Origin of the sequence: Pelagicoccus sp. SDUM812005 (assembly GCF_031127875.1) — a bacterium.
Lineage (GTDB): Bacteria > Verrucomicrobiota > Verrucomicrobiia > Opitutales > Opitutaceae > Pelagicoccus.
This window is the reverse complement of the sequence record NZ_JARXIA010000019.1, coordinates 34,820-59,631: the sequence shown is the minus strand read 5'-3', so window position 1 is coordinate 59,631 and position 24,812 is coordinate 34,820. Positions and strand designations below refer to the sequence as shown.

Annotated in this window: 14 protein-coding genes; 6 read left to right on the top strand and 8 right to left on the bottom strand. The window is 58.3% G+C overall.

Translation table 11 applies throughout. The features are described from left to right. The first annotated feature begins 31 nt into the window (after window positions 1-31). Window positions 32-1,465, top strand: coding sequence for a cysteine--tRNA ligase (gene cysS / locus QEH57_RS19600; RefSeq protein WP_309008484.1), 1,434 nt, complete (start codon window positions 32-34; stop codon window positions 1,463-1,465). Window positions 1,466-1,578: 113 nt separating this feature from the next. Then, window positions 1,579-3,411, top strand: a complete 1,833-nt coding sequence (gene thrS / locus QEH57_RS19595) for a threonine--tRNA ligase (RefSeq protein WP_343224820.1) — start codon at window positions 1,579-1,581, stop codon at window positions 3,409-3,411. 138 nt (window positions 3,412-3,549) lie between these two features. Here the strand turns inward: thrS and QEH57_RS19590 are convergent, their stop codons facing one another. Then, a complete protein-coding gene (locus tag QEH57_RS19590) occupies window positions 3,550-7,419 on the bottom strand; it encodes a beta-propeller fold lactonase family protein (RefSeq protein WP_309008482.1) in 3,870 nt (1,289 codons plus the stop codon). 250 nt (window positions 7,420-7,669) lie between these two features. On the opposite strand from QEH57_RS19590, the gene QEH57_RS19585 reads away from it, so the two are divergent. Continuing rightward, window positions 7,670-9,232 (top strand): adenylosuccinate synthetase, encoded by a 1,563-nt coding sequence (locus QEH57_RS19585; RefSeq protein ID WP_309008481.1) that lies wholly within the window; start codon window positions 7,670-7,672, stop codon window positions 9,230-9,232. A gap of 82 nt (window positions 9,233-9,314) precedes the next feature. Here the strand turns inward: QEH57_RS19585 and QEH57_RS19580 are convergent, their stop codons facing one another. The 4 genes from QEH57_RS19580 to QEH57_RS19565 form a co-directional block, all read right to left on the bottom strand. After that, complete coding sequence (locus QEH57_RS19580; protein WP_309008480.1) at window positions 9,315-10,220, bottom strand: 2-dehydropantoate 2-reductase; 906 nt, start codon at window positions 10,218-10,220, stop codon at window positions 9,315-9,317. Window positions 10,221-10,882: 662 nt separating this feature from the next. Next, window positions 10,883-11,767, bottom strand: coding sequence for a YegS/Rv2252/BmrU family lipid kinase (locus tag QEH57_RS19575; protein WP_309008479.1), 885 nt, complete (start codon window positions 11,765-11,767; stop codon window positions 10,883-10,885). 43 nt (window positions 11,768-11,810) lie between these two features. Next, on the bottom strand, window positions 11,811-12,959 hold the full coding sequence (locus QEH57_RS19570; protein ID WP_309008478.1) for a glycosyltransferase family 1 protein: 1,149 nt from the start codon (window positions 12,957-12,959) through the stop codon (window positions 11,811-11,813). 40 nt (window positions 12,960-12,999) lie between these two features. Then, window positions 13,000-13,776 (bottom strand): FKBP-type peptidyl-prolyl cis-trans isomerase, encoded by a 777-nt coding sequence (locus tag QEH57_RS19565; protein ID WP_309008477.1) that lies wholly within the window; start codon window positions 13,774-13,776, stop codon window positions 13,000-13,002. A gap of 132 nt (window positions 13,777-13,908) precedes the next feature. Here QEH57_RS19565 and QEH57_RS19560 point away from each other — a divergent pair, with 132 nt between their 5' ends. After that, window positions 13,909-15,819 (top strand): LOG family protein, encoded by a 1,911-nt coding sequence (locus QEH57_RS19560; protein WP_309008476.1) that lies wholly within the window; start codon window positions 13,909-13,911, stop codon window positions 15,817-15,819. 75 nt (window positions 15,820-15,894) lie between these two features. Here the strand turns inward: QEH57_RS19560 and QEH57_RS19555 are convergent, their stop codons facing one another. Then, entirely contained in the window at window positions 15,895-19,551 is a 3,657-nt protein-coding gene (locus tag QEH57_RS19555) for a bifunctional proline dehydrogenase/L-glutamate gamma-semialdehyde dehydrogenase (protein ID WP_309008475.1), read from the bottom strand. 249 nt (window positions 19,552-19,800) lie between these two features. Between QEH57_RS19555 and purD the strand changes: the two genes are divergently transcribed. Continuing rightward, on the top strand, window positions 19,801-21,093 hold the full coding sequence (gene purD, locus QEH57_RS19550) for a phosphoribosylamine--glycine ligase (protein ID WP_309008474.1): 1,293 nt from the start codon (window positions 19,801-19,803) through the stop codon (window positions 21,091-21,093). A 143-nt stretch (window positions 21,094-21,236) separates the two neighbouring features. Next, window positions 21,237-22,625 carry a hypothetical protein gene (locus QEH57_RS19545; RefSeq protein ID WP_309008473.1) on the top strand — a complete coding sequence of 463 codons (1,389 nt, stop codon included), beginning with the start codon at window positions 21,237-21,239 and terminating at the stop codon, window positions 22,623-22,625. A gap of 94 nt (window positions 22,626-22,719) precedes the next feature. Here QEH57_RS19545 and QEH57_RS19540 read toward each other — a convergent pair whose 3' ends face one another. After that, complete coding sequence (locus QEH57_RS19540) at window positions 22,720-23,553, bottom strand: HAD-IIB family hydrolase (protein ID WP_309008472.1); 834 nt, start codon at window positions 23,551-23,553, stop codon at window positions 22,720-22,722. A gap of 44 nt (window positions 23,554-23,597) precedes the next feature. Continuing rightward, on the bottom strand, window positions 23,598-24,800 hold the full coding sequence (gene mpgS, locus QEH57_RS19535) for a mannosyl-3-phosphoglycerate synthase (protein ID WP_309008471.1): 1,203 nt from the start codon (window positions 24,798-24,800) through the stop codon (window positions 23,598-23,600). Window positions 24,801-24,812 lie beyond the last annotated feature (12 nt).

Below are 24,812 nucleotides of genomic sequence, written 5' to 3'. Positions count from 1 at the left end.
GCTTCTTCATTCATCCTTCAGACCTCATCCTTTGAAAACAGTCACATTCCACAACACCCTTTCCCGCAAGGCGGAACCCATCGTTCCCACCAAAGGCAATGTCGTCGGCATGTACTGCTGCGGCCCCACCGTCTACGCCCAAGCCCACATCGGCAACTTCCGCACCTTCCTCAACCAGGACGTCATGCGGCGCGTTCTCCAAGTCGCCGGCTATAAGGTCATCCACGTGCGCAACCTCACCGACGTGGACGACAAGACCATCGCACGCTCCATCGAAGAAGGACGCGAGCTCTCCGAATTCACCGAACACTGGACCGACGTCTTCCACCGCGATTGCGAACGCTTCAACATGCTCGCGCCGCAAATCGAGCCCAAGGCCACCGCCCACATCGCCGAGCAAATCAAGATGATCGAAGACCTCATCGAACGCGGCCACGCCTACGCGTCCGAGGACGGCTCCGTCTACTTCCGCGTGTCATCGTTCGATGGATACGGAAAGCTCTCCCGCATCAAGGAACGCGAACTGCTCACCGACGCCGCTCCGTCCGAAGACGAAGGCCCCGTCGACTCCGACGAATACACGCGCGACTCCGCAGCCGACTTCGTCATGTGGAAAAGCCGCAAGCCCACCGACGGCGACGTCTACTGGGACAGCCCCTGGGGCGAAGGCCGTCCCGGCTGGCACCTCGAATGTTCCGCCATGGCCATGAAGTACCTTGGCAACAACCTCGACATCCACTCCGGAGGCGTCGACCTCACCTTCCCCCACCACGAAAACGAGATCGCCCAATCCGAGTGCTCCTGCGGCCACGACAAGCAGTTCTTCAAATACTGGATACACGCCGCCCACCTCTTGGTCGACAACGCCAAGATGTCCAAGAGCCTCAACAACTTCTACACCGTAGACGACATCGAGGCCAAAGGCTACCCGCCCGTCGTGCTGCGCTACGCCCTCACCTCCGGCCACTACCGCCAGACCATCAACTTCAATTCCGACTCCCTCGTCGCCGCCCAAAGCGCCCTGGTCAAGCTGCGCAAGTTCTCCGACGAGATCCTCGCCGCCGCCGGCCTCAAGCGCGCCGCGGTCTTGAAGGAAATCAACAAAGGCAAGCACCTCCACGACGACTGGGGCCCCTTCGCCGACGCCTGGGAAAAGCTCACCCACGACATGAACATCCCCGGCGCCCTTGGCGGCATCTTCACCGCCCTAAAGAGCAAGCCCGGCCCCGAAGCGGTCGTCCCCTTCCACAAGCTCATCTTCGCTCTCGGCTACGACCTCGACCAGGTCGTCATCGAAAAGCCCAAAGTCGAAGCGCCCGAAGAGATCAAAGCCCTCGCCCAAAAGCGCTGGGACGCCAAGCAAGCCAAGGACTGGGCCGCCGCCGACGCCCTGCGCGACAAGCTCGCCGCCGCCGGCTGGAAAGCCCTCGACCGCAAAGACGGCTTCGACCTCGAAAAACTGTAGGGCGCGGGCTTTACGCCCCTCCCGCAGAGCCCACCTGCAAGACCACTCCCGCCTTTAAAAATACTTCGTGACCTCAGCGCCCTTCGCGGGCAGAACACTCCCCTTACTTTTCCATGAAAGAACAAATGACTCCTCTCGAAGAGATCCGACACTCCTCGTCGCACGTTCTCGCCACCGCAGTCCTTCGCCTCTTCCCAGACGCGAAGCTCGACATCGGCCCGCCAACCGACACCGGCTTCTACTACGATTTCGACTTGGATCACAAGTTCACCGCCGACGACCTCGAAAAGATCGAGGCCGAGATGAAGAAGGTCATCAAGGAAAACCAACGCTTCGAGCGTATCGAGGTTTCCCGAGAAGAAGCCGTCAAGATGATCACCGAATTCGGCCAAGCGGAATACAAGCTCGGCCGCCTCGACGACATCCCCGAAGGCGAGCAAGTCTCCTTCTACCGCAACGGCGAATTCCTCGACCTCTGCGCCGGCACGCACGTCAACTACACCAAGAAGATCAAAGCCTTCAAGCTGCTCTCCATCGCCGGCGCCTACCACCGCGGCGACGAGAACAACAAGCAGCTCCAGCGCATCTACGGCACCGCCTTCCCCAGCAAGGCCGAGCTCGACTCCTACCTCGAACAGCTCGAGGAATCCCGCAAGCGCGACCACCGTCGCGTCGGCAAGGAGATGGGCCTCTTCCACATCGACGAAGCCGTCGGCCAAGGCCTCATCCTCTGGAAACCCAAGGGCGCCATCATCCGCCAGGAGCTGCAGGACTTCATCTCCGAGCAACTGCTCAAGCAGGAGTACACCCAAGTCTTCACGCCGCACATCGGCAAGCTCGGCCTCTACAAGACCTCCGGACACTTCCCGTACTACCAGGAATCCCAATTCCCGCCACTCATCGAACGCGATTCCCTCGAGGACCTCGCCAACGAAAACGCCACCTGCTCGACCCTCACCAACCACCTCGAGACCGGCGACATCGAAGGCTACCTCCTCAAGCCGATGAACTGCCCCATGCACATCAAGATCTACGACTCGGAGCCACACTCCTACCGCGATCTTCCCGTGCGCCTCGCAGAATTCGGCACCGTCTACCGCTGGGAGCAATCCGGCGAGCTCAACGGCATGACCCGCGTGCGCGGCTTCACCCAAGACGACGCCCACATCTTCTGCACGGAAGACCAACTGCAAGGCGAAATCCAAGGCTGCCTCGACCTCGTCAAGATCGTCCTCAGCTCCCTCGGCATGGAGAACTACAAGGTCCGCGTCTCCCTGCGCGACCCGAATTCCGACAAGTACGTCGGCGACCCCGCCAATTGGGACAAAGCGGAAAACGCCCTGCGCGAAGCCGTCAAGACCCTCGAAGTTCCCTACGTCGAAGTCGAAGGCGAAGCCGCATTCTACGGCCCGAAAATCGACTTCGTGGTCAGCGACGTCATCGGCCGCGAGTGGCAGCTTGGCACCGTACAGGTCGACTACAACTTGCCCGTGCGCTTCGACATCAACTACACCGGATCCGACAACAAGCCGCACCGTCCCGTCATGGTACACCGCGCCCCCTTCGGCTCCATGGAACGCTTCTGCGGTCTGCTCATCGAGCACTTCGGCGGCGACTTCCCCACATGGCTCGCCCCCGAGCAAGTCCGCGTCCTGCCGATTTCCGACAAGGTGGCCGACTACGCCCAAAGCCTCGTCGACCAACTAAAGGCCAACGGCGTCCGCGCCACCGGCGACTTCAACTCCGAAAAGCTCGGCGCCAAGATTCGCAACGCTGAACTCGACAAGGTCCCCAACGTCCTGATCGTCGGCGAACGCGAAGCCGAAGAAGGCAAGGTCTCCGTGCGCAGCCGCTTCCACGACGGCAAGCCCACCATGCTCTTCGAAGAGTTCGAGACCGAAGTACTGCAGCTCATCAACAACCGCACCCTACAGATCAAGAAGTAGGGTTCGAGCAACGAAACGCTTTACCAAACAAGAGCCGCCTCCCATTCGAGGCGGCTCTTTTTGTATCCAAATTCTCAGTGCGACGCTTTCCCATCCGCTGCAGTCCTGGCGAAGGCGGAAGCCCGCCGCAATACAGGCTCACCGAGCATCATAGATCTCCAGCATCGCGGTCCCCACGCTGCCAGTCGCGCTACTCAACACCGCCACATACCTGCCGCTGCCTAGCATCGTCAAAATCCGAGCTTCACTCCCATCCGGCGAAAGCTCCGCCACCGCTCCCGTTTGCAAGACCGCATCCTCCAAGGTAATCGTAGCGTCCCCCTCAGCCGTAGCCGCATCCGACTTGCTCGCAACCAGCCTCAGAACATTGCCCTCGCCGATTTCATACAAGACTAACTCCAAATCCGTCGCTCGAGACGTCTCGTAAGCGGCGTCGATACTCGAGCCAACAGCCTGCAGCAAAATCGGCAGCTCCATACCTCTCTCTATTTCGAAACCGACCACGATCGCCGCATCCGCGTCGAGCAATTGCCCCATCGCTCTCGCCCCACGCGGAAAGGCATTGCCCTCTCCCAAGCCGCTCGCCGCATAGGCGATATGCTCCCGGCTCAAATCGAAAGCCACGCCGCCCTTGGCCTCATCCAACTGAAAATAGGAATTCCAATCCAGTCCCGACTCCTCCCCCAGCAACTCAAACGCTCCCGCATCCGAATCCAAACGGTAGTGAGATACCGGATACCGAGCACCAAAACTCATCTCTCCAAAACGACCGCCCGCAGCCTCGCGCTGCAGCAAGATCTCCCCATCTCCAGCCAAGGGGATTTTAGCCTCCAACGCCTTGGTATCCGGCGATGCCTCCACATGCAGTGCCACGCTTTTCAGGTAGGCCGAAGGGATCAGCTCGGACGTCGTTACAACTTCATCCGACTCGCCAATCGCATCGTAGGAAACGAGCGCGTACTCCACTTCCTTGCCGCGAGGCGCGTCCCTGTCGAAATACGTCGTCGTCCCCGCCGGCATGTCAGCAACCTCGAAAACGCGCTCCGCGCCCACGGTTCGGCGCCGAATCCTAAAGCCAAGCTCGTCGTCCGACAGATCCCGCCAGACCAGCTCCGCTCCCAGCGGCCCTACCGTTACTCTAACCCATTCCGGTTCGAGCACCTGCGACTCTAGCGGGGGATCCTGGGTGATGCTGATCGCCTGGTCGTTGACCAAAATGTCCGCCGTGCGAACCGAAGGCGTGTCGTTCGCCGCTACCGAAAAAGCCACGACCCCATCGCTCGAGCCACTCGTCCCAGCCGTGAGAGATATCCACGGAACGGATACGCTGGCGCTCCAATCAACGTTGGCAGTAACGGATACAGATCCGGCACCGCCGTCCTGGTCAAAACGTGTTTCAGCGGCACTCAGCTCCAGCACGGGCAGCTTACCCGCCTGTTCGACGATATGCGTTCGATCGTTGATGGTCAGCTCGGCAAGGCGCTCGTCGAAGCTGTCGTTCGCCGCAACGCTCAACACCACCGAACCATAGTTCGATCCAGACGCTCCCGAAGTGATCGAGATCCAATCCGCCGCTTCGCTCGCCGTCCAATCCTGGTTCGACTCGATGCTCACGATCTTCGTCCCACCACTGGCAGCTACTTCCGTGCGCGATGGGCTGATTCTCAAAAACGGAGGCGAGCCCTCCTGCACAACGGTGTGCTCCAGACCGCCTACAATGATCTTTCCCGTTCGCTCGTTCTGCGACTCGTTCAGGAGCGAGCGATAGCTCACCCCTTGATTTCCGGATCCGGCCCCATCCACTGGACTGCTTACGATCAGCCATTCGACCTCCGAAATCGCTTCCCAGCTTTTCGACGAAGTGACGCCGATCGAATAACCGCTAACCGCGTCTCGCGGGATAGGCCGCGATACAGGAGTGATGGATTCGACCGGAATCTCGCTCGTAATCGCCACCACCGAATTCGTGTAGTCGGAATTGCCCGACTCATTGTAGGCCTGAACCCGATAAGCATAGGTCGACAAAGGGTTCACCGTCCGATCCACGTAAGTCGTTACATTCTTCTCAACCGTTGCCACCACGCCCCAAAGCGATCCCGCTTCATCCAAACGACGGTGGATGCGAAAACCGTCTTCCACCGCGGACCGGTCCGACCAGCGCAGCGCCACCTTATTATACGTTTGCTCGGTAACCGTAAGGTTCACCGGCGACTGCGGGGCATCGTCAAACGACTCGATCACCGCATCGTTCGACCAAAGCGATACCGACTCCCCCTTGCGAGCGCGCACTCTGTAAATATAGGTAGTAGACGCCGCCAGGCTCGCATCGTCATATTGTATTTGATTTTCAAGCACAGTTACCAAGCCCGAAAACTCGCCGCCAGGCTGCCGCCTTTGGATCTCGAAACTCGTTTCGTTGTCGCTTTGGTCCTTCCAGATAAGGCGCGCCGAATTGCTGGAAATATCCAAGGCCGTCAGGTCAAGTGGAGCATTTACCACCACCGGCGGCAAGACGGTCAGGTCCACCGCAGCGCTCGTAAGCACGCCTCCCGGATTGCTCACTTGTATAGTAAAGGAGCTTCCATCGTCTCCCGCGCTCACCTCAGGGATCGTCAACACCGGCAGCGTTTCACCGCTTACCGCCACCCCGGCGCGCAGCCATTGGTAGCTTAAGTCCACCCCTTGCGCCAAAGCGTAGAAGGCAACCGTTTCCCCCTCCTCGATGCTCTGGTCAACCGGTTGCACCACGAACTCCGGCGGATCGACCAGGACCTCCCTACGGAACGTCACGATGGAGTGCGGCGTAGACCCCGCTCCCAGATAAACGTGCTCCCCATCCGGACTCGTCCCAATGGAAATCGGCCCCTTCAGTACCCAATCGTCCTCCTCCGTCGAAGTGACGCTCTGGTAATAAGTCAGTCCTCCGGTGCTCGCATCGCGTTCGAAGGAAGTCACCGAATGGCTGCTGGACGCCGCCACGTAGAGGTAGGCGCCATCCGAGCTGATGGAAATCGCATGAGGACCGTCCAAGTTCGAAACGCCGCTCGCTCCATTGAATAGATTCGTCTGGTGCGTGATCGCTCCCGTCGACGTATCCCGCGAAAAGACGCTGATCGCGTCGTTGTTCCAAGAGGCCACATACAAGTACTTCCCGTCCGGGCTCAAAGCCAAGGCCCGATTCGACTCCTTCCTGCTCTCGCCGGCCAGGTAGGACAAGCGACTCTTGTAGGTGAGCAAACCGCTGGAGCTATCGCGGTCGAACACGATGATCTCGTTGCTGAACAACGCCACGTAAAGGCTCTTCCCGTCAGGACTGAGCGCCAACGCATGCGGTGACGAGAGCTCCTCGACTCCCTGATCCCCCTCTTCGTAGACCCCCAAGAAACTGGCCGCTCCCGTTACGCTGTTACGGCTAAACACGCTCAGCTTGTTGTCGTTGTAAGCGGCCACGTACAAATTCTTCCCGTCGGGCGACATCACCAGCGATCGCGGTTGATCCAAAACATCGACTCCATTGTCGGCATCGTAGATAGCATCCACGAAACTCAAGGCTCCCGAAGACCTGTCCCGGTCGAAGGTAGCCAAACTGTTCGAAAACATCGCGACCGCGTAGACGAATTCCCCGTCCGGACTGATCGCCAGCGATCGAGCCCCGCCCAAAGCGTTCTCGCCGATATCCGCCTGCGTTACGTGCCCCGCGTACAGCAACTCCCCATTCTGCTCGTCGCGGGAAAAATAGCCGATCGCCGAATTCCCCTGCGAGGCCACGTAGACGTGCCCCCCATCCGGGGCGACCTTCACGTCATAAGGTTGCCGAATTCCGTCAACGACCCCCGCCTCGTACTCGTGCTGCTCGATGAAAACCAGTTGCTTGATCACCTCAACCACCGGCTCCTCCTCTTCCGCCGCCTCCTCTTGCCCGCACGCGAAAACCGCCGCGATCAACCCCAGCAAAAGGGCGATCGCGGAACGGAACCAAAGGGGGCAGCTAGGCAAAGTTCGTCTCATCAAGTCGTGCGCGTACCCCAGAGCACCCCACATGCCCCACCCCCCGATTTCACAATTCATTTACCGCAAATTCCTCCCGACTCCCGCGCCCCGTCGCGCAAAAAGTTCATCAACGTTGATACGTTTTTCGCGCGCAGACGGGGCCTCGCGGGGAGCGATTGGAAGTTCGCAGCAAGTTTTGCTCGATCTCTGGCGTCAAGCTGTGCATTTTCTCGCGGCTTTGGTCGTAACCGCCGAAGCAGACACAGACATGGCCCTCACAGAGTACAAAAGCAAATTCATAGCCGACTGCGGCATCAGCATGGGAGACGAAGGTAAAGGACGCCTCATCTCCGAAGTCGTCGAGGAGCTTCGTGAAAAGACTGGCGTGGAAAATCCCGTGCAGGTCGTCCTCAAGGTCAACGGAGGCGCCAACTCCGGACACACCGCCGGCGGGCTTAAGCTCAACCTCCTCCCTGCCGGAGTCGTCGACCAATCCGTCGACACCCTCGCCATCGGCGCCGGCGTCGTCGCCGATCCCCGCAAGTTCATGTGGGAACTCCTCCCCGTCGACCACAAGGGCTACCGCGTCACCGAACGCCTAGCCATCGACGAGCGTTGCATGGTCTCCGACGTCATCCACCGCCTGCTCGACCTCGCTTGGGAATGGTACCGCGTCAATATCATCAATGAAGAGCCGCGCGGCAGCACCGGCCGCGGCATTACGCCTGCCTACCTCGACGAAGTCGGCCAATTCCAAATCGTCTACTCGGATTTCCTAGCCGACCAGGAGCTCTACGCGAAGAAGGTCGCCAACCGCGCCGATCGCGCCTGCCGGGTCATCCAGCACGTTTGCCAGGTCACTCCCGAAGCGTGGGACAGCTTCTTCGACACCCTGACCGAAGGCGAAACGCGGGCCAACGAAGAAGCCATCAAGCTCGGCATCTTCGACGAAAACGAATTCGACTTCACCATCTTCAAGGGCGAAGAGCCCTTCACCCTCGACGTCGAGAAGATCGTCGAAATCTATTGGGACACCGCTCAGAACCTCGCCGACAAGGTCGTCGACGTGCGCGAGCTCGTTCGCGGCGCCCAAAGCGCCGACCGCTACGTGATCGGCGAATACGGCCAAGCCTACTGGCTCGACAAGCGCCAAGGCTTCTCGCCAAACGTATCCGCCTCCCACACTTACGCTCCCGAGTTCTTCAACTCCGCCTGCCAGCCCGTGCAACCTCTCCACGTCTTCGGCGTGGCCAAGGCCTACGACACCAAGGTCGGTACCCACGTTTTCATTACGCAAGAGGACCCCGAACACCCGCTCTTCAAGATCCTTCGCAAGTTGGAATTCGGCGTATCCACCGGACGCCAGCGCATGGTCGGTTGGTACGACGCGGTGGAAAAGGGCGACACGCTTCGCTATGGCGGATTCGACGATCTCATGATCAACAAGATCGACGCCCTCACGCATTCCGGCGACTGGAAGGGCAACCTCAAGATTTGTATCGCCTACGAGGATACAGAAGGCAACCGCCTCTATCGCGTTCCACGCACCGAAGCGCTTCGCAAGACGCTCAAGCCCATCTACCAGGAATACGCCGGCTGGACGCAGGACATTTCCCAGTGCCGCAAGTTCGACGAGCTCCCCGCTGAAGCTAAGGCCTACATCGCCGGCATGATGCGCTCGCTGCTCGACTCAGCCTACCACGGCGCCGAATGGCCAAGCGAATTGCCTAACCTGCGCTACGTCGGCGTCGGCCCCATGCCCTCGCAAGTCATTCGCGACATCCCGGAAATCCGCGAACTGCTCAAGCACGACAAGCCACTGGAAGCCTAGACAGGCATCCTATCAGGCGGGACGCATCGGAGCGGGCGCCAAAAGAGCCCCGACTTCGCGGCATCTCATCGATCGCGCCAGCTCAACGGCAAAGCCGCTTGAGCAAGGCGTAGAGCAACTCCAACTTCGGCATCGCAAGGCCCGCCTCCTTGGCCTGGCGCAAGGGCTCGCCCCAGATCGCCTCCAACTCTACGGATCGATCTTCCACGAAATCGATCATGCTCGAGGGACGGTAAGGTCCCATCGGGCGCGTGATCTCGATTTGGTAATCGGCAAATCCATCCCCAAAGTCGTAGCCAAAGCGCTGCGCCGCCGCCAAGATTTCCGCCATCAGCGCCCGCGCCTCCGCGCAAAGCGCCTCGTTCTCCACGATCATATCCGTCGTAACCCCACCTGCCGCGATCGCCAGCCCATTGAACGGCACGTTCCAAACCAGCTTCTTCCACTGCACCTCGCGTAGCTTCGGTTCGCAACGGGTTTTCAAGCCGGCTGCCGCAAAAAGGTCCGCAATTTCCCGAGCAGCTGCCAAATCGCCTTCCACTCGCGGGCCGATGCTGACCGATCCGGCCATGTAGTTTTCGACCACCGCCGGCGCGGTACGATTCAAGCAAACGAAACACAAGCCGCCCAATACCGTGTTTTCCGGAAAAAGCTCGGCCAGCAGACGGTCGTTCCCCAAGCCGTTCTGCAAGGTGAGCAACTTCGTACCCTCGCCCACCAACGGCGGCAAAATCTTGGCCAGCCCGTCGTTGCCAGTCGCCTTCATGGCCACCACCACCAAATCGCAAATCCCGATCTCCGCCGCATCGCCAAAAGCGGCCACGGTGTCCAAAACAAAGGTTTCGTCCTTTTTTACAACTTTGACGCCCTTCTCCTTCGCAACTGCCAAATCGCTTCGCATAAGAAAAGCTACTTCCTGCCCGCTGCGCTGCAGCAAAGCTCCATAGTAAAGTCCGATGGCTCCTGGCCCAACAATCGCGATTTTCATAGTCTGCTGGAGCAATAAAACCGCGTTTTCATGGAAGCAAGACAGCAAGCTAGTGAGATTCCCCGAAACGTTACAACAGGGTTAACTCCCAAGTTTCTTCACAACTTGTTTTCGAAAATAAGAATTTTGCTTCGCGTTCAAAAAAACTAGGGAATTCTCCCTGATTTCCAAGCTACGTGCCAGCCCCGCATTTGCCCCTGAATCGCTCGGTCGCCCCGGAGCCCCGTCACGATACGGAAACGTCCCCGCAGGCCGCTCTGCGCCGACTCAGCCGCTTCCACGAATCGCAGGACAACCGCCCTGAGAACCCGCCAAAAAATCTGTTCGCTACATATTCTCTATCAACAACTTGTGATTCTTACTTAAGACTTCACAACAAAGGACCGGCGACGGCGCGCAACCGACACCTTGCGCCAAATCCGCGACAAGCGAAGCAAAGACGAAAATCGGCCCTTGGATTTCTTTCGAGGCCGGTTCAACGAAAAAATCGAGCCTTCTCGCGGCTCATGTAAAAAGCTCGAAGCGCTCCAAGCCGCTAAATCTGCTCAGATCATGCATCTGCAGCAGTTGCTACCAAGTTATTCACAATGAATTTGAGCGCAATTTAGGGCAAATTCGGTGCTCTTGGCGGCGTTTTTCTAAGCCTAAAAAGCCTCCTCAAGCTAGCACGCCATGGCCACGATACGCAGCGATTTAGGGCAAGCTTTAACGGTAAGATTTTTACCGCATTTGAAGATTTCGCCATCTACATGAAAAAAACCGCCGCTCTTCATGTGCAGGGTAAAACTCTCAGCGCAGATGGGCGTGACGCGCGGGCTATGATAGAGCTTTTTACGAAACATCCGCCAAATAAGGATGAAAAAGCTCAGGAAATTGGGCTCCGAAATCGCTACCAAGTTAAGCTTCCCATCAGTCATAGACGCATCGGGAGCGATAAAAGCGTTGCTGCCGTACTGGGAGGAATTCGCCACTGCCACGATGTAAGCGCTCAAGGACTTCGAGCCGGAACTGGTTTCGATATCGCAATACAGGGAGCGGTATCCGCGGAACGCCTTCCAGCCTTCCCGCATGTAGTTGAGCAACCCGCGTCCTTTGGTTTGGTTAAAGCGCCGGCCGACTTCCGCGTCGAAACCGATGCCCATCACATTGAAAAAGGGACGTCCGTCGGCTTCACCCGTATCCACTTTGATCGCGCAGCCGGTCGCCGCCAGCTTCAAGGCCCGCTCGAACCCCAGCGGTATGCCGATGTGGCGAGCCAGCCCATTGCCCGATCCCATGGGAACGAGGCCAAACTCGCAGCTCGAGCCAACGATCACGCGCCCCACTTCGTTGATCGTGCCGTCGCCGCCGACAGCGATCAAGCGCTTCACCCCCTGGTCGAGCGCCTTTCGGGCCAGCTCGGGAGCGTGTCCCGCTTTCAAGGTTGGCCAGACAACGGCATTCAAACCTTGGCTCTCAACGAAAGCTTGCACCCGAGCGATTCGCTCCGGCCCTTTGAGGCGCTTTCCTGATATCGGGTTAACGATAAATGCCAGTTCCGTTGTCATTTACCCCAATCCTCAACACGCATGATCGCAAAAAAGCAACCACCTAGCTGCTATTGCGATCAACAAGTGCGCGCAAAGAGGTTTGGAAGCTCTCCACAACGGAATCCCAACTGATCCCCTCCGCGGTCTTCCGGGCTGCCCGGCGGATCCGATCCAGCTCCTCGTCGCCGAGCGAGCTCAACGAAACCGCCTGGGACACGAAGGCTTGCTCGTCCCCGAAATCCGCCAGAAATCCATTTTCGCCTGGGCGCACGTACTCGCGTCCGGCCGCGTAATCGTAAGTGCAAACCGCCAGGCCCGAAGCCATCGCCTCCGTTACCACGTTGCCAAAGGTTTCGGTCACGCTGGCAAACAGGAAAATGTCACCGGACGCGTAGTGCCGCGCCAGCGCCTCGCCCTTCTGCATTCCTGCGTAGCGGATATCTGGATACTTACGCTGCAAACGCTCCAGCTCCGGCCCTCCGCCGACCAAAATCAGCCGATCCTTCGGCCGCTCTTTCAAGATTGCCTGGTACGCTCGCACCACGAGGTCGATGTTCTTCTCCTTGGCGACCCGCCCCACGTAGACGATCGCTCTTCCCCCATCCTGGATTCCCCAAGCGCGCCGCAAGGACTCGTCGCGCTTCTCGGGCGAAAAGTGCTCCGTATCGACACCGCGCGAAAGCACGCCCGTGTTGCGATAGCCTTCGCTCGCGAGGGCTTCAGCCATCTGCCGCGTGGGAGCAAGGGTGCAGCCGCAATAGTTGTGCACCATGCGCAAATAGGCGGACATCGCACGCTGCGCCCCGCCGACGCTGTAGTGGTCGCTATACTGGTCGAAGTTCGTGTGGAAGGTAGAGGCGACCGGAATCTCGAGCAGCTTGGCCGCAATCAAAGCCGCAACGCCCAGCGGACCTTCGGTCGCGATGTGAACCACATCCGGACGCTTTTCCTTCCAGATTCGATGCAGGCTGAATCCTGCCGGCTCGCCCATGCGCAAGCTCGAATAGCCCGGCAAAGGCACGCCCGCTACGATAAACTCCTCGAACGGTTTCGACTGCGGAACATCGTCCACTTCCTCATGCTCCTGAACGGGCCGCACGACCAGCAGATCCCAGCCGCGTTGCACGAGTCCGTCACACAAACGTCCCAAAGTCATGGATACGCCATTAACTTCGGGAGGAAAGGTTTCCGTGACCAGAGCGAGCTTCATTGATTCCTAATCAACCAAGAGCTCCGCCAATGCAAGCCGACTATTGGGCTGGAGCCGCCGTATCCGGCTGGGCAGGCGCAGCCGACGGATCGCTTACGCCTTCCGGAAGACCAACCTTGATGAGCTGAACTTCGAAAATCAAAGTCGACGCTGGCGGGATGCCAGGACGGCCCTCATCGCCGTATCCAAGCTTGGACGGCACGTAGAGCTTTATCTTTCCGCCTTCTCCGATCAACGGAATCCCTTGGGTCCAAGCAGGAATCACTTCGTTGAGCTTGAAGGCGATCGGTGTGCCGCCAGCGGTCGTATCGAAAACCGTATTGTCCAGGAAACGGCCTTCGTAGTGCACCACCACTGTATCCGAGGCGGTAGGACGCACGTCGTTGCCAGGCTCCTTGATCTCGTAGAACAGGCCAGTGCCCAATGAAAGCATGCCCGGGCGCCCGAACAAGGAGTCGAAGAACTCCTCTCCCTGGCGGCGGTTTTCCTTCAGCTTTCGCTCCTGGATCATCAGCTCCCGCTGCGAAAAATAATCCTGCAAGGCGAGCTGCGACTGGTTCAAGTCGGTAGGAGCCTCCTCGCCCAGCACCTGGCTCATCATCCCGGCAGCGATCCAATCCAGCTCCTGCGGCGAAATATCGAGATCCCTCAGAGTAAAGCGCTCGGCCAGCAGCCAGCCCCACGAGCGCAGCAGCTCCTCCTCGGAATAGTGAGGCTCAGCGTCTTCGGCCACAGGCATTTCAATCATATCTGCCAGCTGTCCCCAGACGGGCATCGAGAAGGCGCAAAAGGTGGCTGTCGCTAGAAACTTTTTCATAAGATATTAGTCATCAATACATTAATTCTCGCTGATCCGAGAATGAGGTGGGAGCAGTGCTTGCCAGTCGTAGCGATTTGACTAGGCTTGTAAATATCCAAAATCCCAAGCAAACCCTACCACAACTCCCATATGAACGAAGAATCCTTCTGGATAAGCGACGACGGTCTCATCACCTCCATCAAGCAAAGCTCAGACGAGAGCAGTGTTGCACTGACCATAACCTTTAAACTTCGTTCCCCCGAAGAAGTCGCCTTCGTTTCAGAACGACTCGAGAGCATTCAGTTCAGCGAACGTAGCTCGCTAGCCAGAATCGGCATCGAGATCTACACGCCCAAGCCGCCTCGCATCAATCGAGACCGTCTTATCCTAGAAGGAAGCGCCTTCGTCTACGACACGGACTTCCCCTGCGCCCCCTACGCCAGCGAGCTCCTCCAAGCCGGCATCGCCGCTGGACGCGTCTTCTACGCGCCAGAAAGCCAGAAGCTCACCTCCGACGAGATTTGGCAAGCCCTGCAGGAAAACCGTATCAAGCTACCCAATACCACCTCGATCGACCGTTTCGGGCGGGTTTTCCTAACCCCGCACAAGGTCCAGTACACCCTTCCCCCGAACGTCACCGAGCTCGACCACCTTCGACTCGTCAAGGGCCTCCTGCCTCGCAGCTTCCTCGACAAGGTCCAGAGGCGCGAAGACCTGCAGGTCGTCTCCATCGAGCCACACTCCGGACTGCTCACTAGCTGCTCCATGTACTTGAAGGAGCACTACGTCGTGCTCAACCGGGGCGAAGGCAACTTCGGCCTGCACTCCGGCGCCGTCCTGCTCGACCCCATCAAAACCTTCGGCTCCGGTATCATCTTGGAAATCTACAACCGAAGCGACCAACCCGTCATCAACCCGGTCGTATCCATCGAAGTCTACCGAGCCCCACACTTCGACCAGGACCGTCTCGCCGAAAAACGCGACCAACGCATGGTCTTCTTCTCCAATCTCGACAAGGTCTACCGCCAGCTCGACGCCAAGCCCAAGCAGCAGTTCGACCGCCTGCGTCCAACCACCGACATCTCCCTGCGAGGCCAGAGCGCCAAGACCGACAACCAGAGCATCCTCATTCGAGCCGAGAACTCGATTCAGGAGGAACTGAAGCGCGTCGCGCGCAACGGCCACTTCGGTTTCCGCACCGTCAACCAAGCCCTGCGCAAGGGCGACCAAGAGGCCGATACCCTCGTGCTCGACTACTTCCCTAGCCTCGCCGAACACATCGAAATCCTCGCCAACATCAATCGCCTCAAGCTAAAGAATATCGTCTTCCGCAAAGCGACCCCGCTGCAGGAATTCTTCCTCACCAACGAAGCCCATTCCCACCTCGAAACCTACCACCAGCTGGGAATTAAGGTCCATTGGCTTACGCTCGACGACCTCTACGTGCACGCCTACAAGCACGACCACGGTTACTTCATCCGCGAAGAAGACGTGGACCGCTTCCTCGCTTGCACCATCCTCGCCTTCTACGGCTCGGCGCTCGGCATGGATCCCGCAGAGGAAAAGAAGATCAGCGAGCTGGTCGTGCGCATGACCGACTTCTTCGGCAACAACGTCGGCATCCTGACCGGCGGCGGAGAAGGCGTGATGGGACTGGCCAACGACGTAGCCCGCCAACGCGGATGCCTCACCGGTGCCGCCTTCCTAGAGCTGGAAGCCCAACCGCCCAAAGTCGGTGTTAACTTTTTCAATACGTTCCAGGAAACCAATCGTCACAACCGACAAAAGTGGTTCCAAGTCGCTGACTTCTGCATCTTCAACATCGGAGGAGCCGGCACCATGGAGGAAATCGGAATCGAGCTCTGCAACATGAAGCTCGGCATCCGCCCCCGCGTTCCCTACGTCTTCTACCACGACACCTACTGGAAGAACTTGGAAAACCAATTCAGCCAACTGGTAGCCGACGGCCGCATGCCAGCATGGATGAAGGAACAGCTGCTCTTCTCCGGAGACTCCGAAGAAATCATCAACTTCTATCGCAAAAGCCTACAGATACTTTAACGGCGCCGCAGCGCGGTGCGAAACTAACCCGCAACCGCAGCGCCTGATCTAAAGCTTAGGAATCTGAGCTCCTGTTTACTCCTCTTCCTCGTCGCTCTCCTCGTTTCCATTCGACGAATACACCTCTTCCGGCAAGGCGCCGGGCGCCAGCACGTCCGCGGCGTGCACATCGAGCTGGTGCTGGCCGAGGTTTCCGTAGCGATGGTAGCAGTGCGTCACGCACTGCTCGCGGAAGTAGAGCAGCAACTCCAACCTAGCATCCACCAAGGGAGGGCTGGTCGCCACGTAGATCCCTCGTTTCGCCGCGGCCGCCCAAAGCTCATCCGATACCGGTTCGGGACTTGCGAAGCGCACGCGCTCGTACTCGGGCAGCCGGGAACAAAGCTCCGACTGCTCCTCTACCACGAACTCTGCCAACAGATCCGGAGCGTGCATGCGCAGCCAGTCCCTGAGCGGCTCCGGCACTTCCGGCGAAACGCTGATCGTCAGCTCCGTTTTGGAAATGTACGCGTTGAACAAGCGGGAAAAGATACTAAAGGGCGAATCCGAGATTTCGATCCGGACCGCCATGTCATGGATTTTCAGATACCGGCTTTGGTTCGTCTCACCGCGGATCTTAAAGTAATCCTCAATCTTGCTGTACACGTTTTCATATTCGTAGAGCGAACTTTCGAATGCCGCACGCAGCCGCCCCGCCTCCTCTGCGTCGATTTCCGCAGGAAAGCTTTCGATCATGAAGTCGAAACGCGTGAGCAAAGGATCGTTGGGACGCCGATCGCGGGGCAGTCCAACTTCCTCCGCGTCGCAAAACTCCAGCGGGTAATTCCAGCCGCCGACCTTCACGCCCGGCCCGATGGCCGACTTCGCCATCCCGCCAAAAGGCTGGCGAAGAACGATAGCCCCTGTCGTACCGCGGTTGATGTACAAGTTGCCAGCCCGGATCGCCTCGCGCCATTGGGCGATTTCTCGCTCATCCAAAGAATGGATACCGGAAGTTAGCCCGTAATCGGTTTCGTTCACCAAGCGGATCGCTTCGTCCAGAGTGTCGTAACACATGACCCCAATGACCGGCCCGAACAACTCCTTGCGATAGCAATAGGATGACTGGGTGACGTTCCACAGAATCCCCGGCGTTACCATATGCGGGTCAGATTCGGAAAGCTCCGGACGCAAGGCCCACTCCTCATCTTCCCCGATTTCCTCGATCGCCTTCTGGAGCGGACCGCCAAGCGGGTTCGCGAGCGGACCGAACTTGCTCTTGAAATCCCACGCATATCCCACGGGCAAACTCTGAGCCGCATCGACCAAGGAAGCTCGAAACGCCTTGTCTTCGAAAAGCGAACGCTGCAGCAGAACCAACGAGGTCGCGGAGCACTTTTGGCCGGAATTTCCGTAGGCTGATTGCACGATGTCCGCGATCGCCTTGTCGCGATCCGCCATCGACGAAACGATCATCGCGTTTTTCCCTCCGGTCTCCGCATAGAGCGGAAGCCGAGGACGCTTCTTGAGCATATTTAAAGCCGTTCTCGTGCTGCCCGTAAATATAACGTATGCAGTTTTTGGATGCATTGCGAGATGGCTCGCTTCCGGGTCATTCCGGCACGGGAGGAACTGCAGGGCCTTTTTAGGAACGCCGGCCTTCCACAGCGCTTGGCAAATCACCCAACCGCAATAGGTCGCCTGGGGCGAGGGCTTGAGGATCGTGTTGTTTCCCGCTGCTAGGGAGGCCAGCACGCCGCCTGCCGGGATAGCGATCGGAAAGTTCCACGGCGGAATAACCACGCCCACGCCCTTGCCCTTGAACTTCAGGTTTTTGCGCTCTTCGAAACGCCGCATGGCGAAGGGATAGAACTCCGCGAAATCGATCGCCTCCGATACTTCCGGGTCCGTCTCGGCGAATAGCTTTCCGACTTCCGCCGCCGCCACGCCAATCAAGTCGCCCCGAGCTTGCCTGAGCTCATCCGCTGCAGCGCTCAATATCTCATGTCGTTTTGTAAGCGACATTCGAGCCCAACCGCTTTCATCGCTCGCAGCGATTTCCATGGCCCGATCGATATCCTCGACCCTCGCAAGAGCGTACCGAGCGATCGGCAGCTGCTCCTCGTACTGTGAATGATCGATAATTTCCTGCGTATCCAAGTTTTCGTACAAAAACTCATCCCCGACCGATATAGGAATCTCTTCGAGCTTCCCGCGCGGGACAGCCTTCCATTTCCCGCGAATAAGCTCCGCCCAATCCCGATTCGCCGCAAGCGTCCAATCCGTGTCCGGCTCCTCTCGAAACCGGTCGCTGCCCAGGGTAGACCGCGATGCATTCCCTTCTTCGTGCAAACGATCTTGCGTTCGGAAGGCTTCGCTTCGGATCCGGCTGATCCTCCCGAAGGAAAAGCGAAATTGGTTCGCCAGAAACGCCCAATCCTCGTCGCCGGGCTCCAGGTTGAAACTGTGCGTAAGGAAATTTTGCGGACTGGTATTCTCGTCGAGCCGCCGCACGTAGTACGCGATCGCGTGGGTGAAGTGCTCGCGAGTCGCGACTGGAGCGTAGAGCAGAACCGGTAAGCCTTCCTTGCTGAATACCTTGACCGTCGCATCGGCCATGCCTTCCAGCATCTCGAATACCATGTGCTGGGAGGTGCCCAGTTCCTCCGCCAGCAAATGGGCGTGAGCCAACTCGAAAAGGTTATGCGACGCGATACCTAGCTCCACGCAGCGAGCGTTTTCCGGCTGCAACGCGTAGCGCAGCAAGCGCTTGTAGTTCGCATCCGTATCCAATTTCTCATGATATGGAGCTTGCGGCCAAGCTCGCATGGACGACTCCGTTTGCTCCATATCCATGTTGGCGCCCTTTACGATGCGGAGCTTTATGGGAGCTCCTCCATCCGCCACGCGGGCCTTCGCCCATTCCGTCAGACGACGATGCCAGTGGTAGGAATCCGGCAAATATGCCTGGAGCACGATACCGGCTCGAAAGCTCTTAAACTCAGGCTTGTCCAAGGTTCGCTGGAATGCCTCCACCGTGAGGGCGAGATCCCGATATTCCTCCATGTCGAGGTTGATGAACTTGTGCGCCATCTCCCCGTTTTCGCTGGGATAGCGATTCTTTTGGGCGCAGCCAAAAAGCTCGCTCAGCCGCTCCACCAGCACCTCCACCGTTTCCTCGAAAGCAAGCGGAGTGATTTGCGAATAGATCGTGGAAATCTTGATGGACAAGTAGTTGACCGACTCCGACTGCAAGGCCTCCTGGTAAATTTGGATACGCTTCGACGCCTCTTCCTCGCCCAGTAAGGCTTCGCCGATGATATTCACGTTCGAGCCGATCTTCTCCTTTTTGCGACGGCTAACATGCTTCGCTAAGGCCTCTTCTTCGCCCTCGAGGATCACGCCCGACGTTTCGGAACGGATGCGGCCGACGATAGCTGGAACCGAGACGCTGGGAACGCGTTTGCCCACCTTATTGAAAAGCTCGATCAGCAGCGACTCGAAAGGGTCGAACAAGTCCACGTTCTTGTATTTGCCCAGCAAATACCCGATTTGATCGGCGACCCGCTTCGCGTCGCGAGGCCGGAAGCTTTGGTCGATCAATTCCGTGAGGAAGACCTTGTTCACCGGGTTCCTCACCATCTTTGCCACCTTCTCGTCAAATTCGATCTGGCGCTTCGTTTTCAAGCGATTGCTTTCCTTTTGCCAACGCTCGGCGAGCTCGACACTTCGAGTTATGATTCCTTCCTCCATAGTCTTGGGCACCCTCAACACTCAACTTGGTTCAAAAACCTGTTTCCGGGACATCTTACAGCGCAAGCATACGCTCATCCCTCGAGCCTGTCTAATAAAGGTGCAGATAAACCCATCCCATGGGAGCGCCCTCGCCGAATCAAGAAGGAATCCGGATTCCCTTCCCGAAGAAGCGTCCTAGCCTCCGAACTACTCCCTCGCGATCCAAAACAATTGACATCCCTGCAGCCTTCCCAAACTCCCAAACCCATGTCTGAAAACTCTCCTCTCACCGCCCTCGTCGTAGGTTCCGGCGGCCGCGAACATACCCTCGCTGCCGCATGCGTGAAAAGTCCGCTGGTCGGCCGTACCCTCGCCGCTCCCGGAAACCCTGGCATCGCGGCGGATTGCGATTGCTTCGACGTCGCCGCGGACGACATCCCCGGTCTCGTCGCTCTAGCGAAAAAGGAAGCGGTAGACTTCGTGATCGTCGGTCCAGAAGTGCCGCTCACCCTTGGCCTCGTCGACGAGCTGCAAAAGGAAAACATCCTCGCCTACGGCCCTAAGGCCGACGGAGGCCGCCTCGAGGGATCGAAGAACTACACCAAGGAAGTACTGCTCAAGTACAACATCCCCACCGGCGCCGCCGCGAGCTTCACCGAATCCGCCGCCGCCATCGAATACCTCCAGACCGCTTCCATGCCGATCGTCATCAAAGCCGACGGATTGGCAGCCGGCAAAGGCGTGGTCATCGCCCAAGACCTCGACGAGGCCACCAAGACCGTGACCGACATGATCGACGGGGGAGCCTTCGGCGACGCTTCCAAGGAAGTGCTCATCGAGGAATGCCTTTTCGGGGAGGAAACCTCCATCCACGTCATCGTTTCCGGCAAGGACTACGTCATTCTCCCCACCAGCCAAGACCACAAGCAAGCCTACGAAGGCGACGTCGGTCCCAACACCGGCGGCATGGGCGCCTACTCTCCGGCAGACTTGATCAACGACGAGCTCATGGCCGAAATCGAGCGCAGCATCGTCAAGCCTTCCGTCGACGGAATCGCAGCCGAAGGCATCGACTTCCGCGGCACCCTCTTCATCGGACTCATGATCACCAAGTCAGGTCCGAAGGTTCTCGAATTCAATACCCGCTTCGGCGACCCCGAAACCCAAGTCCTCCTGACTCGCCTCGAAACCGACCCAGTCGAAATCATGCTCGCCGCCGCCAAGGGGGAACTCAGCAAGATCGACGTCAAGGTGAAGCCCGACTACGCCATGGTCGTAGTGCTCGCCAGCGGCGGTTATCCCGGCTCCTATCCGAAAGGCGAAGTCATCAGCCTTCCCGAAACGGTCGGCGAAAACGAGATCGTCTTCCACGCGGGCACAAAGTTCGACGCGGACAAGAACATCGTCACCAACGGCGGCCGCGTCCTCGGCGTGACAGCCCTCGGCCCAGACCTCAAGACCGCGGCCGACAAGGCCTACGCCCTCTGCGACCAGATCGACTTCAAGTCCAAGTACCTGCGCCGCGACATCGGCTTCAAGGAGCTGAACCGCCAAAAGTAGCGCCGCTCCCCGACGAGGCTGCTCCAGTCCCACTTTCGAAGGCGACCGATACGGTCGCCTTTTTTGGTCGGCATTCCAAGACTTCTAATTAGTTATTCTACTTTACTTCCACCCCCGCATTAGCTAGATTCACATCAGTAGCCATGAAGGATAAACGCGCAGCAAATAAGCTGCTGTTTTTCGTGGCGGCTCTTGCCCTCTCGGCCTGCAGCGACCCAAGACAAGAACCGACCCCTAGAACGGCGGAAATCGAGGAAGTCACCAACGAGGCGGACGCAAAGTCCTGGTTCCTTAAAAGCATCGATTGGGAAAAGCGCCCTGGAGCCCGAGCCGTCCTCTGCGAGGAGCTGCTCAAGCGAAACGATTCCCTCGGCGAACTGAGCAGCCGAACCAACTATCACCCCAACCAATACGAGTGGTTCGCCTACATCGACTACGAACCCGGCGCCTACTTCCGCCACCCCACCGCCTATGCGCTCCTGAGCTACGAAAAGCCTAGCATCAGCCTATACTTCCGTTCGAATCTTCCCTTGCTCAACTATCAGCTCGTCTGGGAAAACGCCGCCGCAGTGCTGGCCGATCCGAACGTCTTCTACGACAAGTCCTGGCTTCAGCGGACTCCTTTCCGCGACTCTACATCCATTCTCGCCCATGCCCCTCTCGATTGGCCACCTCGCATGTCGGCCGATCGCTGCTCCAACGAAAAGCGAGCCTACGCGCTGCTCATTCACAATCTCGAAGACCTAAGCCACAGCCCCGAAACCGTAGAAAACCTCGCCGGCATGGCCGACGCCCTCGCTGCCAATGGATACAACGTGCAAGAGTTCATCTTCGACGCAGCCACTGGCGAAAAGCGCCCCTACCTCGACCTCTCCGCTCCCAAGGGTGGCGGCATCTACCAGTTGCTGAACTTCATCAATATCCACTTGGACTTCAACGATTGCTGCGAGGAGATCATCGTATACATCACTGGAGAAACCAAAATCGAAACCTCGTCCTACCGGGAAGAGGTATCCTTGGACTTGCCCTTCGCCTACTCCGGCAAGTTCAACGACCGAAAACCGGAGCCGAAACTCTACCCAGAGGATTTAGCAATCATGTTCGACGAGCTTAAGACCTGCCACCTCAACTTCATTGTCGATACCAACAACGCTCACGGATTTGCCGGAGACCTGCTTCGCATCCCGAATACCGAAAGCGTTCTGACCTCGTGCCAGAACCATGAATACACATACTCCAGCGCCGTAGAAACTCTGGCCGGCGGTACCTTCGAAGACACCTACGGCATACGCCACGGGGAGAAAGGAAGCGAGTTCACCAGCAGCGTCGTTAAGGCCCTGCTAGAAAACGCTCAGGCACGCGCCGAGGACGCCTATCCCACTGCCGCAGCGACGCTCGTCAAGGCTGCCTTCGAATCCGTAAAGCTCTTCGACATCGCGTACCACGGGGGCAAGACCACCCCTAACCTCCAAGGCAGAACCCTAAGCTCCCAGTGCCCCTGCGGCGTAGAAAGCCCGGAAACGCGCTATTAGAAACCCCAACTACGGTCGCTCCCCAAACGAAAAGGACAGAGTCGCCACTGACGATCTTCCGTCCTTAAAAATCAACTACCAAGAATGGAGAACCCTAGACCTTCGCGGGCGTTTCGCCGAGCAGCTGCTTGGCTACCTTGATCCAACCTCTGGGGCCCACTCCGTTTACGCGCTCGATGCGACGCCCGGAGATCCCTGCCCACGACCCATTGGGACGCTTCACCAGATGCGGCCAGTCGACATTCTCCAGCAGCTCCTGGTCGTTCTCGCTGTCGCCAAGACCGAAGGATACCAAAGTCTCTTCCGACTGCGCTTTCCACAATTCCGCGAACTTGCGGATCGCGGCGCCCTTGTCCGCGGAGCTGTCGATCACCGTGTGGAATCGTCCCCCGGGCAAACACTTCAAGCCTTCGTACTCGAAGGCCGAGTCCAAGCTCTCCCAAACGTCCAGCGGAAGATTCGCCGACAGCGTCTCGCTGTACTCGCGCTCCTGGGCTCGGCGGGCCGAACCGATATCCAAGCCGGTAATGCTCGCCACGTCTTCCGTCATCATTCGGCTAAAGCCTCGCAGCGACTCCCCGAACTTAGACTCCACCCGAGCCAGGCGCTGGCGGATCTCCGCCGCAGGCTTACCCAGCTCCACGCGCTGCCAGCCATTGACCATGCGCACCGGCGTGATCGACTCGTCCCAGAACCCCGCCGGAGCGACGATGGCGCTGCCGTTCTCGACGATGCAGGGCATCTCGATGCCAAGTTCCTCTTGCAGCACTCGCTGCTCGTGGAAGGTCTTCGACGAGCAAAACACGACCAAGTAGCCGAGCTCGATGAGCTGCAGCACGTAGGGTCGGGCAAGATCGCTGGAGTAGTCGTTGAAGTCGATCAACGTGCCATCCAAGTCGGTGAAAATTGCGATTTTTCTAGATTCCATGAATTGGGGTCCGGGGGGAGTGGAGCTAAGCGAGTGAGCCTTTTTTACACAAGGGAGAGAGATTCGGATTCGCTGCTGAAGGCTGCCTCGCAGTGCTCCAAGAACGTATCCAAATTCAGATTACTTAAATTACTGTAAACGCGAACCGGCGCAACCCCTTCAGGCTGTTCCAGGTTCATTCGCTTGGCGCGATCTTCCGCGATCTCCCGCTTGAGGAGTTCCGGGCAAAGCGGCGAATTGTAAATGACGGAAAGGGACGCGTCGATCATGTCCTCCACGTGTTCGTCGCCCTTGGACTCGTGCAAGTGCGGGTTTCGCGATTCGATCTGGCAGATCGTCACCTTGTCGCGGTGGGCGATTTGCTCCTTGGGCGGCAAGATGCCTCCCCAGCTTTCGATGATGTTTACGTAGTGGTGCGTCTCTACCGCATAGCCGGAAGCGTACTCGAGGTTGAGGGCCAGATCGACGGTCAGGGCATGCTCCCCGGCGTTGCCGGTCTTGACCACTTCCGTTTCGTATCCACTAAAGTGCGACAAAAGCAAATTGAGGGTCTTGTTGGAGTGCACGGAGCTGCGCCCCCACTTCGCGAAGAAGAGGGAGTTTTCCATCACCTTCGGCTTCGAATTCCAGGAGATGCGGACGAACGTGCTGTCCGTGTCGAACATCTCGAATCCCGCCGCGTATTCCTGCACGTACTCGTGCACCGCGCCGGGGAAGTAGTTGTCGCTATCGACGAAGCCGATGTACTTGTTGTTCAACCACCGAGCCAGCAAGGTGCCCATTATCATGCCTTCCGCCTTGCCGGAGCGGACCAGACCGTCCTCGCCTAGCAGCTCGCCGTAGCCTGCCATTTCGATGGCTTTGGCGATACCGGCATCCTTCTGGTGAACCACCAACACCTTCTTGTTGGTGAACTTGCAGAAATTAGTAATCGCTTCCTTTTCGATATGGAAGCGATCTACGGGACCTCGGGGACTGTTGGAAACGACGATGATTTGGCACGGGTGAGGGATTCCTACCAAAACGCCTTCGATGAGCTTGAGGCGTTCGTTCTTCACCGGCACCACGATGGCCATGTTCTTCTGTCGCTCGTAAAGGGCCTCGGAGGGTATGCTGCGGATCACGTCGTTGTGCGAAGTATCTACCTGTCCGGAGTTTCCGCCGCTATCGAGTTCGTAAACCTTCTGAAGGCCGTAAATCTGTACCGCGCCTAGGCGCTCGCAATCTCTGGGTATTTCAATCTTCATAGTCTATCAGCT